This window comes from Rhizorhabdus sp. GW822-FHT03C02 (assembly GCF_058801765.1).
Genome location: NZ_JBXANN010000020.1, coordinates 34483 through 48501 on the forward strand (window position 1 = coordinate 34483; position 14019 = coordinate 48501).

General features: G+C 66.8%; 12 protein-coding genes and 1 tRNA gene. 5 read left to right on the forward strand and 8 right to left on the reverse strand.

Annotated features, from left to right (window positions below; genetic code table 11):
- Positions 1 to 17: 17 nt before the first annotated feature.
- Both AC1RM6_RS28950 and AC1RM6_RS28955 read right to left on the reverse strand, forming a co-directional pair.
- The gene (locus tag AC1RM6_RS28950) at positions 18 to 353 is read right to left on the reverse strand and encodes a hypothetical protein (protein WP_493107866.1); all 336 of its coding nucleotides are present in this window, start codon (positions 351 to 353) and stop codon (positions 18 to 20) included.
- 25 nt (positions 354 to 378) lie between these two features.
- Positions 379 to 1374 (reverse strand): SDR family NAD(P)-dependent oxidoreductase, encoded by a 996-nt coding sequence (locus tag AC1RM6_RS28955; protein ID WP_493107868.1) that lies wholly within the window; start codon positions 1372 to 1374, stop codon positions 379 to 381.
- Positions 1375 to 1483: 109 nt separating this feature from the next.
- On the opposite strand from AC1RM6_RS28955, the gene AC1RM6_RS28960 reads away from it, so the two are divergent.
- The 3 genes from AC1RM6_RS28960 to AC1RM6_RS28970 all read left to right on the forward strand — a co-directional run bounded on the left by AC1RM6_RS28960 (position 1484) and on the right by AC1RM6_RS28970 (position 2803).
- Positions 1484 to 1558, forward strand: a tRNA-Gln gene (locus AC1RM6_RS28960).
- Between the two features lie 428 nt (positions 1559 to 1986).
- Positions 1987 to 2424, forward strand: a complete 438-nt coding sequence (locus AC1RM6_RS28965; protein WP_493107870.1) for a UrcA family protein — start codon at positions 1987 to 1989, stop codon at positions 2422 to 2424.
- A gap of 112 nt (positions 2425 to 2536) precedes the next feature.
- Complete coding sequence (locus AC1RM6_RS28970) at positions 2537 to 2803, forward strand: DUF6356 family protein (protein WP_493107872.1); 267 nt, start codon at positions 2537 to 2539, stop codon at positions 2801 to 2803.
- 31 nt (positions 2804 to 2834) lie between these two features.
- On the opposite strand, the gene bdcA is transcribed toward AC1RM6_RS28970, so the two are convergent.
- Positions 2835 to 3548: an SDR family oxidoreductase gene (gene bdcA / locus AC1RM6_RS28975; protein ID WP_493107874.1), complete on the reverse strand. Its 714-nt coding sequence runs from the start codon at positions 3546 to 3548 to the stop codon at positions 2835 to 2837.
- Positions 3549 to 3836: 288 nt separating this feature from the next.
- On the reverse strand, positions 3837 to 4022 hold the full coding sequence (locus tag AC1RM6_RS28980) for a hypothetical protein (protein ID WP_493107876.1): 186 nt from the start codon (positions 4020 to 4022) through the stop codon (positions 3837 to 3839).
- A gap of 206 nt (positions 4023 to 4228) precedes the next feature.
- On the opposite strand from AC1RM6_RS28980, the gene AC1RM6_RS28985 reads away from it, so the two are divergent.
- Together AC1RM6_RS28985 and AC1RM6_RS28990 are read left to right on the forward strand one after the other, a co-directional pair.
- On the forward strand, positions 4229 to 5656 hold the full coding sequence (locus AC1RM6_RS28985; protein ID WP_493107946.1) for an oligosaccharide flippase family protein: 1428 nt from the start codon (positions 4229 to 4231) through the stop codon (positions 5654 to 5656).
- Entirely contained in the window at positions 5635 to 6828 is a 1194-nt protein-coding gene (locus AC1RM6_RS28990) for a glycosyltransferase family 4 protein (protein WP_493107878.1), read from the forward strand. Before AC1RM6_RS28985 ends, AC1RM6_RS28990 begins: the two co-directional genes overlap by 22 nt.
- Positions 6829 to 6836: 8 nt before the next feature.
- Here AC1RM6_RS28990 and AC1RM6_RS28995 read toward each other — a convergent pair whose 3' ends face one another.
- From AC1RM6_RS28995 to AC1RM6_RS29010, 4 genes are all read right to left on the reverse strand, one after another.
- Positions 6837 to 11330, reverse strand: coding sequence for a beta strand repeat-containing protein (locus tag AC1RM6_RS28995; RefSeq protein WP_493107880.1), 4494 nt, complete (start codon positions 11328 to 11330; stop codon positions 6837 to 6839).
- Between the two features lie 266 nt (positions 11331 to 11596).
- Positions 11597 to 12229, reverse strand: coding sequence for a DJ-1/PfpI family protein (locus AC1RM6_RS29000; RefSeq protein ID WP_493107882.1), 633 nt, complete (start codon positions 12227 to 12229; stop codon positions 11597 to 11599).
- 54 nt (positions 12230 to 12283) lie between these two features.
- Positions 12284 to 13162 (reverse strand): ferredoxin--NADP reductase, encoded by an 879-nt coding sequence (locus AC1RM6_RS29005; RefSeq protein WP_493107884.1) that lies wholly within the window; start codon positions 13160 to 13162, stop codon positions 12284 to 12286.
- 180 nt (positions 13163 to 13342) lie between these two features.
- Positions 13343 to 13999, reverse strand: coding sequence for an RBBP9/YdeN family alpha/beta hydrolase (locus AC1RM6_RS29010; RefSeq protein WP_493107886.1), 657 nt, complete (start codon positions 13997 to 13999; stop codon positions 13343 to 13345).
- Between the last annotated feature and the right edge of the window lie 20 nt (positions 14000 to 14019).

Consider the following 14019-nt stretch of genomic DNA (forward strand, 5'->3'; position numbering starts at 1 on the left):
TTCTCCCGACCGGGTTTTTACATCGCGCCGGATGGCGCCGTTGTCGCACCTGCGGGGGCGGGCGGCGGCGTGACCACCGGGATGGTCATCGGTGCGGGGGCCGCCACCGTCGCCGTCGGTTCGGCCGGGGCCTGGCGCTTCGGCATCTCGACCACGGCGCCGCCATCGGCCGGCATCCCGCTCGAATCGCCACTGGCGGCGTCGATCGCGGTGATCTGATCGGATTTGTCGACCGGAAGGCCGGCATCGTCGATGCTGGTCATGATCGCCGGGCCGCCCGCCTCGTCGGCCTGCGGGACGGGCTTCGCTTCCTTCTTGCAGCCGGCCAGCGCGATCAGCGCCGTCGCGATCATCAGAAGGCGTGTGGGGGACGTCGTCTCAATAGCCATTATAGTCGAGGAACCATGTGATGAAGCGCGGCACGCCGACGTCGATCGACGTCGTCGGCACGAAGCCCAGATCGCGCTGGATCGCGCTGATGTCGGCGAAGCTCTCCTTGACGTCGCCGGGCTGCATCGGCCGCGGCTCGCGGATCGCCTTGCGGCCCAGCGCCTCCTCGATCAACCCGATCATATGGCCGAGCTCTTCGGAGCGATGATTGCCGATATTGTAGAGCGCGTGCGGGCCGACACTGCCGCCGGCCTTCTCGAGGCCATCGTCCTTCGGCGGGTTGTCGGAACAGGCGATCACCCCGGTGACGATGTCGTCGATGAAGGTGAAATCGCGCCGCATGTCGCCGCCATTGAACACCTGGATCGGCCGGCCGTGGAGGATCGCATCGGCGAACAGCCACATCGCCATGTCGGGACGCCCCCAGGGGCCGTAGACGGTGAAGAAGCGCAGGCCGGTCAGCGGCAACCGGTAGAGATGGGCATAGGTCTCGCTGACCAGCTCGTCGGCCTTCTTGGTCGCGGCGTAGAGCGAGATCGGATGGTCGACCCGGTCCTCGACCCGGAACGGCAGCGTCTTGTTGCTGCCATAGACCGACGAGGACGAGGCATAGGCCATGTGCGCCAGCCCGCGATGACGGGCGATCTCGAGCATGTTGACATGCCCGACCAGATTGCTCTGCACATAGGCGCGGGGGTTCTCGATCGAATAGCGGACCCCGGCCTGCGCGCCGAGATGGATGATCCGATCGAAATCGAGCCCGGCGAGCCCGGCTTCGAGCGCGACATGGTCGGCGAAATCGACCTCGACGAAGGTGAAGTCGCCGCCGATTCCCTGGAGATGGGCGATCCGCGCGCGTTTCAGCGCGACGCTGTAATAGTCGTTGACGTTATCGACGCCGACGACCGCCTCACCGCGCTCGAGCAGCCGCTTTGCGCAGTGAAACCCGATGAACCCTGCCGCGCCCGTGACCAGTACCGCCATTCGCGACCCCTGTGATTTGCTTCGCGGAGAGACCTAACCGAGCCGCACGCGTCCGTCGAGGCTTCCATCCTGGCTTCGATCCGGCTAGGGACGCCCACGCCTGCGATGCTGGGGCGTCGCCAAGCGGTAAGGCAGCGGCTTTTGATGCCGCCATTCGCAGGTTCGAATCCTGCCGCCCCAGCCAGTCCGTCCCGATCGGAATCTTTCATGGCCGAACCGCGGCGACGATCGCGGCGGGGCCGGCCGATCCGAACGCGGTGCATCATTCCCGAAGGTGATCCGTGCGACGGTGATTCGTTTCGATGAAAATCATGGTCCATCGTGCGCCAAAGTCTTGCCGCCGTGCGGCAGAATGTGCCGCGGGATGGGCATTGCTTCGCTCTCCCGAGGAGCTCCCGACCCGACGTCGGCGATCATCGCGGGCGCCTTGGCCCAGTGGAGGCGCCTTGTATCGCGGCAAACCGCCTCATTCGGATCGATGGGACGTGTGCCTTATTTATAGGCAGGTCGCTGCCTTTAAAGCGATCATGTGGAATCGTAAAATCCTGAGGATTTGCGCGTCGCAGCATCGTTATTGCCTTGCTGTGGGGTATATATGCTCATAAAATAGGCATGAGCGACGCAGATTGCTTCCCGGCAGCGAGCGCAGTCCCAACTGCGATCACTGTCGTGGGACGAACCATATTTTGGCGATGCCAAGCAGGAGTGATCATGAAAAATCTATATGCCGCTGCCGCGATGCTGGGGATGCTCGCGGGACCCGCATTCGCGTCGGGCGAGTCGGTTCCCTTTCCCGACCGTGAAGCGGTCGCGATCACTGTCTCGACCCACGATCTCGATTTGAATTCGCCGCGCGACCAGAAGCGGCTGCAACGGCGGATGGCGCGTGCCGCTGCTGCCGCCTGCAATAACGACGATGTCTATGCGGTATATTCGGGTCCCGACGCCCAGTGTCACCGCGAAATCGCGCAGAGCGTCGCATCGAAGATGCAGGGTTTCGCGCAATATGCGCTGCTGCCGACCGCCGGATCGGCGACCGGCAAGAACTGAGGCTTTTTCGCGGTCGGGGCGGCTGGCGTTGGCACGCCGCCCTGACCGCAATGCCCCGTGGCCGTTCTTCTGCTAGGATAGCGGCACATTCCGCTATCAGGAGCCGCGCCACATGTTCGACCGTCTGTTCCTCGACCATCCTCGGGCCGTCGGTGAGACCTATGGCGAGCATATGGGGGTGGCGGCGCGCTTCGGCGCACGGCTGATCGTCGCCGGGGCGGCCTGCCTGGTCCATGCGCTGATACCGGCGCTGTTCACGCGCACCGGCAGTTCGGCGGTCAAGGCGCTCTACGGCGAGATGAAGAGCCGCCAGCCCGCGCTGTCGGATCGCCCGCCCGCTTATCTGAGCGGCGAGTGGCAGCTCGAATATGAGATCTGACCGCGGAGATTTGCGCCGATAGCGTCCGGGTTCAGGCCGCGAAGCCGCCGTCGATGCTGTGCATCGATCCGGTGATGAAGCCGGCTTCGGGCCCGGCGAGATAGGCGACCATCGCGGCGATCTCGGTGGCCTTGCCGTGGCGCTTGATCGCCATGAAGCTGTGCATCGTCTCCGCCATCGGGCCGTTGGCCGGATTCAGATCGGTGTCGACGGGGCCGGGCTGGACGATGTTGATCGTGATGTTGCGCGGACCGAAGTCGCGGGCCAGGCCGCGCGCCATCCCTTGCAGCGCCGATTTGGTGAGGGCATAGGCCGCGGCGCCCGGAAACGGCATGCGATCGCCGTTGGTCGAGCCGATCACGACGATGCGGCCGCCGTCACCCATATTGCGCGCGGCCTCGACCGCGGCATGATAGGGCGCGCGCACGTTGATATCGATCATCCGGTCGACCTCGTCGGCGGCGAGTTCGAGCGGATCGCCGGAGACGAAGGCGCCGGCGTTGACCACCAATATGTCGAGCCTGCCGCGGCTGCGGACCGTTTCGATCACCGCATCCCGATCGGCGGCATCCGACTGGATCGCCTCGGCGCCGTTCGCCGCCGCGACCGCCTCGGCGGCCTGGCGCGACCCGGCATAGGTGAAGGCGACCCTCCCGCCCTCGGACGCCAGCCGGGCCACGATCGCGGCGCCGATGCCGCGGCTTCCGCCGATCACCAGGATGTTCTTGTCGCTGAAAACGGCCATGACGATCTCCTTGCACGCGATGGGTCGACCGCACGCCACCGATTTCGGAAAAAGCGGTGCGGTGATGCGCGGCGTTGGCTCGCCGATAGTGCTGGCCGCTTCATGGCTCTTGGACGAACGGCGCGCGGATGGTCGGAAATTGCCGCCGTGGCGACAGGATGCGTGAAACCAATACGCCTCCCGTCCGGTCGGTTCGGCCTTGGCCGACCATGGGGGTGCGGATCGCCGAAATCCTTCTCCGGCGGTCCGCGCCTGCCATGGCGCAGCCAGTTCTACCCTATGAAAATGTCACTCGTGATCGTTGATCCGCCGGTTGAGCGCATCGACCACTTCGGCGAGCGGTTCGGTGACGGTGACGCTGCGTCCTTCGCCGAAGCGGATGCGGGTGCCGCTCGACACCGACGAGATGAAGGTGACCTGCGACGCGTTGACCGCGGTCTCGACCCGGTCGATGCCGATGAAGGTGACGAGCATCCTTGTTCTCCTGCTGGTGTGCGCCTGTTGGTCTTCGGTGCCTGTTTTTCGGCAGCCTAGACCATTTTCCGCCGGGTTCAATCGACCGATCGGCTTTGCAGCGGCGAGACCGTAGACGGCGGTATCAATGATTTACTTCCCCCGTGCGCCAAAGCTGCCTACCGTAATATCCCGTGGGGCCGAATGATGGGTGACGCTTGTCGAACATGACTGGCAGCGCGATGGCGCGGATCGTCGGTCTCCAGACCATCGTGCAGTTCGTGATCGATTTCACCGCGAGCATGATCGTCGCGCGCCTGCTGTCGCCGACCGAGATCGGCGCCTATTCGATCGCGCTGGCGGCGGTGGTGGTCGCGCAGGTGTTGCGCAGCGCCGGGGTCAACATGTTCCTGATCGCGGCGCCCGAGCTCGACGAGGCCAAGGTCCGCACCGCGCTGGCGCTCAGCATGGTCGCCAGTTTCAGCTTCGCGGCGGTCATCTATGTCGCGGCCCCCTTCATCGCCGATTTCTACCGGGCGCCCGCGGTCTCGCATGTGCTGCGGATCGTGTGCATCGCCTATGTGCTGGCGCCGCACCAGGTGCTCGCGCATGGCCTGCTGACCCGGGCGCTGCGTTTCAAGACGCTGATGGTCGCGACGCTCGCGGGGGTCGCGGTCGGGGCCGCGACCTCGATCAGCCTGGCCTGGAACGGCTGGGGCTCGGTGTCGCTGGCTTATGGCTCGGTCGCCAATGCCGCGGTGCTGCTGCTGATCCTGATCGGGTCGCGACCGCCGCATTTCGTGCTGCGCCCGGCGCTCGGCGAGTGGCGATCGATCTCGGCCTTCACTGGCTGGGTGCTGGGGGCGATGCTGCTCAACCAGCTCGGACCGCGGCTCAACGAGCTGTTCGTCGGGCGTTCGCTCGGCATCGCCTCGGCGGCCTTGCTCGACCGTGCCGAGATGCTGCCGCGGATGCTGTGGAGCTATGCCGCGCCGCCGGTGCTCGGGGTGTTGTCGCCGCTGGTCGCGCACGAGATGCGCCAGGGCGTCGATCCGCGCGGTGCGCTGCTGATCCGGATGCAGTTGTTCGGCTGCATCTTCTCGCCGATCCTGATCGGCATCGGCACCCAGTCGGCGCCGATCCTGATCGGCCTTTATGGCTGGCAATGGCAGGCGTCGATCGCGCCCGCGCCCTGGCTGTGCATCTCGGCGGCGATCATGGGGCAGTTCGTCGTGCTCGCGGCTTCGCTCAGCGGGCTGGGCGAGACCCGCTCGCTGTTCTTCCTCAACCTCACCGAGCAGGCGGCGCGGGTGGCGATGCTGCTGCTGCTCAGCGCCACCGATATCCGTTTCGTCGCGGCGGGAACGATCGCGGTGTCGCTGGTCTATGCGGCCGCGGCGATCCGGCTGGGGACCCGCCTCAAGCTGTTCACCGTCCGCGAAGTGCTGGTCAGCCTGCTGCCGGCGCTGGCGATGTGTGCGATGGTCGGGGCCGCCGGCCTCGCGATCGACTGGCTGCGTGGCGGCGGCATCCCCACCAATCCGCTGCCGCATGTGATCGAGGCGGCGGCGATCCTGGCGGTGGTGTGGCTGGTCGCCGCCTTCATCTTCCAGCGGCCGGTGATCAAGGCGTTGTGGAAGCTCGTCAGGCATTGACCGGCGCGCCGATCCTGCTCGTCACCAACATGGCGCCGCCGCTGATCGGTGGCACCGCGACCGTCTATGACCGGGTTGCGCGCCATGCCGGGGGCCGGGTGCATGTGCTGACCGCCTCGCGCGATCCGGGGGAGGGCAGGCCGATCCCGGGATGGCGGGCGAGCGACGCCGCGCGCGACTATCCGATATCGCGCCTGCCCTGGCTGCGGCCGCCGATGATCGAGCGGGTACGACGCCGGATCGGATGGTTCGACCTGTTGCTGATCGACCTGCCGGTGATGCTCTTCGTCGCGCTGGCGGTGATCGTCACCGCCTTGCGGATCGGCGCACGCACGATCGTGATCGGCGAGCTTCAGGGGCTCGGCTGGCTCGCAATCCTGCTCAGCCGGATCACGCCCTGGCGGATCGCGATCTACACCCATGGCGAGGAGGTCGTGCAGCGGACCTATAACCGGCTGGCGCGGCTGCGCGGCCCGGCGCTGCGCTCGGCCGACATCGTCATCACCGTCTCGCGCTTCACCCGCGATCATCTGGTCGCCGATTTCGGGGTTTCGCCCGATGCGATCCGGCTGGTCGTGTCGGGGGTCGATCTCGACCGCTTCACCCCCGCCGATCCGCCGCGGCGCGATCCGGTCATCCTCGGCGCCGGCCGGCTGATCGAGCGCAAGGGCTTCGACCGGCTGATCGACGCCTTCGCGCTGGTCGCGGCCGATTTCCCCGATCACCGGCTGGCGATCGCCGGCGACGGTCCCGACGGCCCGGCCTTCCGCGCCCGCGCGGCGGCCTCGCCGGTCGCCGACCGCATCGATTTCCTCGGCAAGCTCAGCGACGCCGACCTGCTCGGCGCCTATCGCGGCTGCGCGCTGTTCGCGATGCCCAACCGCACGCTTCCCGATGGCGACACCGAAGGCTTCGGGCTGACCTTCATCGAGGCCGGGGCCTGCGGCAAGCCGGTCGTCGGCGGCCGCGCCGGCGGTGCCACCGATGCGATCGTCGATGGCGAGACCGGGCTGCTCGTCGATGGCACGGACGCCCAGGCGATCGCCGATGCGATTCGCCGGGTTCTCGGGGATCAGGCGCTCCACGATCGCCTCGCTGCCGGCGGCCTCGCCCAGGCGCGGCGGCTGACATGGGACGCGACTGCGCAGGCGTTCGTCGCGATCGCGCGATAGGCGCTTCGTCAGAAGACGAAGTCCGACGCTTCGATCGTCGAAATGCCGAGCAGATGGATTTCGAAATCGGCGATGCCGTTGCCGTCGACATCGCCGCTCAGCAGCAGGTCGGATCCCGCCAGCGCATAGCGGACTTCGCCGGCATGGCCGGTGAAGGCGCTCGTGCCGATGAAGCTCGCCGCCCCGCCGAAAATGCCGTTCAGGTCGATCCTGTCCTTCTCGCCATGATGGAAGTCGGTGATGATGTCGCCGGCACCGACCGCGCTGTCGCTGGCGGCCAGGAAGATGAACTGGTCGCCGCGTGCGCCGCCGGTCATCCTGTCGGTGCCCGCGCCGCCGGTCAGCTTGTCGCTGCCGGCATCGCCGATCAGCAGGTCGTTGCCGGCGCCGGCGGTGATCGTGTCGTTGCCGTCGCGGCCATAGATGATGTCGTCGCCGTCGGACCCGGTCAGCAGATCGCCGAAGCCCGATCCCTCGAGCGCCTCGATGCCGATATACTGGTCGCGACCGGAGCCGCCGGTCACCTGCATCGTGGTGAGCCCCAGCGAGGCGCGCACCCCGCCGGTCGCGCCGGCATAGGTCACGAGATCGAACCCGTCGCCGCCGTCGATGATATTGTTGCCGAGCCCACCTTCCAGCACATCGTCGCCATCGCCGCCGCTGAGCCTGTCGCTGCCGGCGCCGCCGATCAGCCGGTCGTTGCCGGCGCCCGCGGCGATCGTATCGTTGCCGTCGCGGCCATAGATGACGTCGTCGCCGCTGCCGCCGTTCAGCAGGTCGCCGAAGCTCGACCCCTCGATCCCCTCGATGCCGACGAACCGGTCGTGGCTGGCATGGGTGGTGGTCTGGACGTCGCTGCGCGCCAGCGATGCCCGCACCCCGCTCGCCGCGCCGGCGAACGAGACGATGTCGATCCCCGCCCCGCCGATCAGGATATTGTTGCCGGCGCCGCCGTTCAGCACGTCGTCGCCGTCACCGCCGCTGAGGATATTGTCGCCGGCATCGCCGGTGAGATGGTCGTCATGGGCCGAGCCGGTGAGCCGTTCGACCTGGCTGATCATGTCGAGGCCCGCGCCGCCGGTGTCCTGCCATCCGCTGATCGCGAGCGAGACCGTCACCCCGCTGACGGCATCCTCATAGCTGACGGTGTCGACCTCATAGCTGCCGTTCAATATGTCGTTGCCGGCCCCGCCGATCAGTATGTCGTCGCTGGCGCCGCCGTCGAGGGTGTCGTCGCCCGCTCCCCCGCGCAGGACATTCGCATAAACATTGCCGCGTAATATGTCGCCGAAGTCCGACCCGGTCAGATTCTCGATACGAAACAGCGAGTCGATGCCGGCGCTGCCGGTGTCCTGCGGCGCGGTCAGCGCCAGATCGACCGTCACCGCGCCGGGCGCGGTGGCATAGGAGGCGGTGTCGATGCCGTCTTCGCCATCGAGGGCGTCATTGCCGGGCCCGCCGATCAGCAGATCGTCGCCATAGCCGCCGACCAGTCGGTCATCGCCGCCGCCGCCATCGATCATGTCGTTGCCGCCCAGGCCGTAAATCCCTTCGGCGGCGCTGGTGCCGGTGAAGACATCGTGCAGCCCGACGAGCAATATTTCGTCGTCGACGATCGTCGCGGTCGCGCTGAGCGTGGCGGTGCCGCCGGCGAAGGTCGCGCCGACCGGCGACGACAGGACCAGGGTGAAGCTCTCGCCGCTGTCGTTGAGCAGGTCGCCGATCACCGGCACGCTGATCGTGCCGCTGGTCGCGCCGGCGGGGATCGTCAGCGTTCCACTGGTCGCGACATAGTCGGTGCCGGCGACGGCGCTGCCATTGCCCGCCGTCGCATAGACGATCGTGACGATCTGGTTCGACGCCTGGTCGAGGGTGACGGTGAAGACCGCATTGGTCGTGCCGCTATTGCCCTCGACGACCGAGGTGCCGCCGATCGAGGCGACCACCGGGATCGCCCCAGGGGTGAGGCCGCCCAGATTGGCGGCGGTGAAGGCGGCGGCGCTGGTGTTGGCGAAGGTCAGCAGCGTGACATAATCGTCGCCGCCGCCATCGCGGTCGACCTGGAACAGCGTGTCGCCGCCCGATTGCAGCAGCGTGAAATGCCCGTCGAGGAACGGGTTGGTCCCGCCGATATAATTGGTCAGCGCCTCGCCGAGCAGCCATTCGGTCAGGTCGATCGTGTCGCCGCCGACGCCGGTCGCGAAGTCGCTCACATAGATCGCCGATGCGGCGTGAAAATCGCCGGCGGTGCCCGCCAGTACCAGCGTGTCGCTGCCGGTGCCCAGCGCGATGCCATATTGGCCGCCGAGCGTGTCGACGACGATCCGGTCGTCTCCGGCCCCGGCCTCGATCGACCCCGCGCCGAGGCCGCTGGCCGAAATCACGTCGTCGCCGTCGCCGCCATCGAGCGTCGCGGCGTCGGTGTAGCGCCCCGCGCCGGTGAAGCTGATGATGTCGTTGTCGGCCCCGCCCGAGAGGGTGACATCGCTGGGGGCGACGGCGCCCGAGCGCTCGACCGTCAGCGTGTCGGCGCCGTCCTTGCCGTAGAGCCGATCATAGCCGCCGAGGCGATCGGTCAGGACATTGGCGTTGGCGTCGCCGGTCAGGATGTCGGCGAAGGCCGATCCGTCGAGATTCTCGATCGCCAGCAGCGTATCATTGCCGCTGCCGCCGGTATTCTGCGCGGTCCCCTGGATGGCGAGATCGACCGTCACCCCGGCGGTGGCGTCGTCATATCGGGCGGTGTCGATGCCTGTGCCGCCCTCGATCCGGTCGTTGCCGGCGCCGCCCTGCAAAATGTCGTCGCGACCGCCGCCGCGCAATATGTCGTTGCCGGCGCCACCGATCAGCATGTCGGCATAGGCGCCGCCGGTGAAGCGGTCGGCGCCATCACCGCCCTGCGCCCAGAGCCGCTCGATTCCGGTGATCGATCCCGCGGCGACGCCGCCCACCAGGATCGTGCTGATCGTGGCGGGGGCGCTGATGTCGACGGTGGCGGCAGGGCGGCCGACGAAGCTCAGATAGGCGGTGTCGAAGCCGGTGCCGCCATCGATCACGTCATTGCCGCTGCCGGCGAGGAACAGGGGATCGCCATTGGCATAGGCTTCGGTGCCGTTGACGAAGCCGCCGGTTGCGACATCGGCATAGATCTGGTCGTTACCGGCGCCGCCGTTCAAAATGTCGTCGCCATGGCCGCCGACCAGCAGGTCGCCGCCGGCGCCGCCATTGATGATGTCGTTGCCGCCGGGGCCCGTCGTGCCGGGCTGGTCGCCATATAATATGTCCTGGCCATCGCCGCCGTCGAGGATGTCGTTGCCGTCCAGCCCGGTCAGGACGTCGTCGGCGCTGCCGCCGGTGAGGCTGTCGGCACCGGTCGTGCCGGTCGATACGGTGCCGGGCGAGGTCAGCGCATAGCCTTCGAGATTGGCGGCGGTGAAGTCGGCGAGCCGGGTGCCGAGCAGGGTCAGCAAGGTGACATAGGCATCGCCGCCGCCGTTGCGATCGACCTGGAGCAGCGTGTCGGCGCCCGACTGCGTGAGGCGCAGATGCCCGTCGAAGAAGGGATTGCTGCCGGTGACATAGTTGGCGAGCGAGAGGCCGCTCAGGACGATCGTGTCGCCGCCCGCACCGGGGGTGAAATCGGCGATGGTGATCGAGGAGTCGGCACGCGCGGCAAAGGGGTTATGGTAGAGGATCACCGTATCGGTATCGGCGTCGGCGCCGAGCGACACATGATATGTGCCGCCCGAGACGTCGATCTGGATACGATCGCTGCCGCTACCGGCGGCGATCGTACCCAGGCCAAGACCAAAGGCGGTTATGCGGTCGTCGCCCGAGCCGCCATCGATCAGGGCCGTGTCGCTGTAGCGCTCGAAACCCTGGTAGAGGATATCGTCATTGCCGGTGCCGCCCGAGAAGATGAATTGCGCGGCCGGCTCGGCGAGGTAGCGGACGACCGCCAGCGCATCCGCGCCGCCATTGCCATAGAGCCGGTCGTCGCCTTGGTTGTTGTCGTTGGCCGAACCCTGGAACTGATTGGCATTGGCATCGCCGATGAGAAGATCGGAATATCGTGTGCCATATATATTCTCGACCGAGACCAACGTATCGATCCCGCCGCCTCCCGTATCCTGGGCGACACCTTGGCGGTTGAGGTCGATCGTCACGCCGGTGGTGGCATCATCATATTGCGCCAGGTCGTTGCCATCACCGCCGTCGAGCAGGTCGTTGCCCGCACCGCCGGTCATCCTGTCGTCGCCGACGCCTCCATGAAGAATATCGTCGCCGCTGCCACCAAGAAGGACGTCGACGTTGCCGATATCGGGCGGACCCGATGGATCGGAGTCGCCATAAAGGATGTCGGCGCCATCGCCGCCATCGAGCGTGTCCCTGCCGTCGAGGCCGATCAATATGTCGTTGCCGCCCAGGCCAGCGATGCTGTCGTTGGAGAAAGCGGATCCGGTCAGGCGATCATTGCCTCCGGTGCCGGTGATGGTCGGCATGCGCAATCCCCCCGCTGCTTCTTTACCGTTCGGACAATAATATCATGCTGGCGTGTCGAGCGGCAATGATGTCGTGTCGCCTTTTGCCTGATAGTCTAGAATCAATACAGTGAAGTGACGGGTTCCGGCTATCCGCCGCAACAGGGATCGTTTGCGCCGGATAAAGATCTTGCCGGGCGTTTATGTCACGGAAGAGTTTGATTTTTGTGCGGTTTCATCCGGAAGGGATGATCATCTCGGTGGTTTATTGGGGCATCGGGCGGCCGTCAGGGGGCGAACACCGGATCGACGGCTTTCATGGCCCCTGCGAACGGGGTCACCACCGCCAGCGCCCGCTCGACCCAATCCCGCTTCTCGCCGACCGGGGCGACATAATGGATCGCCGCCTCGGCATCCGCCGCGGAGGCGCCGCGCAGGATCATCCAGGTCGCGAGATAAGGCGATGCGAGGCAGCCGCCCGCGGTCGCGACATTGCCGCGGGCGTGGAACGGCGCGTCGATCACGTCGATCCCGGCCTCGATCACCCAGGGCTTGGTGGTGAGGTCGGTGCAGGCCGGCACCCCGTTCAGCAGGCCGAGCTTCGCCAATAGCAGCGCCCCCGAACATTGCGCGCCGATCAACTGGCGCGCGGGGTCGAGCCCGAGGCTGGCGAGAAAGTCGGCGTCGGCGGCGTAATCGCGGGTCCGGATGCCGCTGCCGACGATCACCGCATCGGCCTCGCCGATTAAGGCGAGCGGCTTCTGCCGGGTGACGGTGACCCCGTTCATCGAGGTCACCTGTTCGGCGGGGGAGGTGATGTGCGCATGCCAGCCGTGCGGGCGCATCCGGTTGAGGATCGCCGCCGCGACGAACGAGTCGAGTTCGTTGAAACCGTCTAGGGTGAGGACCGCGATCTGCATGGGGCGTCCCATGCCATGATCGCGGCCGTCAGTATATGCATCTCGTCCGCCGGCTCAGCCGACAAAGGCCTTCTCGATCACGAAATCGGCGGGCTTGGCGTTCGATCCTTCCTCGAAGCCGAGCTCCTCGAGGATCGCCGCGCAATCCTTGATCATGTCCATGCTGCCGCACATCATCGCACGGTCGTGGACCGGGTCGAGGACATGGTCGCCATCGACCCCGTCGAACAGGTCGGCCTTCTTGAGCAGGGTGGTGATCCGGTCCTGGCGGTGGAAGGGTTCGCGGGTCACGGTCGGGATATAATGAAGCTTGGCGCGCGCCTCGTCGTCGAGCAGCGGGTCGCCCTCGAGCTGGCTCTCGAGCAGGTCATGATAGGCAAGGTCGCTCACCCGCCGGACCGAATGGAGCACGATCACCTGCTCGAACTGGACATAGACGTCGGGGTCGCGGATCACCGACAGGAACGGCGCGAGGCCGGTGCCGGTCGCCAGCAGGAACAGCCGCCGCCCGGGCTTGAGCGCGTCGGTCACCAGCGTGCCGGTGGTCTTGCGCGCCATGTAGATCTCGTCGCCGGGCAGGATCTTTTGCAGGCGCGAGGTCAGCGGACCGTCCTCGACCTTGATCGACAGGAATTCGATCTCGTCCGAATAGGATGGGCTTGCGATCGAATAGGCGCGCAGCAGCGGCTTGCCGCTCTCCTGCGGCAGGCCGATCATCACGAACTCGCCCGAGCGGAACCGCATCGAGGCGGGGCGGGTGATCGCGAAGCTGAACAGATGCTCGTTCCAATGTTTCACCCACAGCACGGTCTCGACATTGAACGCATCGCTGGGGGGAACCTTCACCGGTTCGCGGTCGCTGGTCGCCAAAACTTCGCTTGCCACTTGCTCATCCTGTACCGCGGGCGAACGCGCCCGTCCTGGGGGCGACATAAGCGGGCGGCCGGGGTTTCGCCATCCCCAATTGATTTTGGGTCGCAACAGCTAAGCTTTGCCTGTGGGCGGTAAGCGCCGCATTCGGCGAAACCCACACCCCCCAACGCAAAGCGCGCCTCGCTGCTCCGGAGAAGGGCAGCGGGGCGCGCGGCAGGGCCGTCCGCGTTGGTTAGCGGATCAGGCCCACGGGCTGGTCGATTGGGACGTCCAGCCTGGAAGGAACGGCATTTCGGCGCGGGCGAGCGGTGGCGCCCCCGGCTCGATCAGATCGATGAAACCGTCGAGCAGATCCTCGCCCTCGAGCCACAGCCCCAGGCCGTCGCGCTCGGTAAAGTGACCGCAGTCGCCGAAGCGCGCGAAACCGGCACCCCATTGGCGGGCGATGCTGAACGCGCGATCGACCGAAACCTCGGGGTCGTTCTCGCTGGCGACGACCAGCGACGGGAAGGGCAGGATCGTGCTCGGCAGCGGCGCGAAATCGTCGAGCCGGTCGTGGCGGGGATCGGCCGGGTCCTGGGGGGCGATCAGCAGGGCGCCGACGATCGTCGCCTCGACCTCCTGGCCGAGCAGCGCCGCCCACCAGGCGATCGCCAGCGCGCCCGCGCCATGGCCGACCAGCACCACCGGCGCATCGAGCCGACGGATCGCCCGGTCGAGGCGCGTTACCCAGCTGTTGCGGTCGGGACGGACCGATCCGCCCATGTCGAGGATCGTGCAGTCGATCCGGCTTTGCGTCCAATGATGCTGCCAATAACCCGACTCGCACGAGTCGATGTCGGGCAGCATCAGCACCACGGGTGCCGTGGAGGGATGCTCGAAACGGGACGTGGCCATGCGTGCGTCCTTCCTCGATC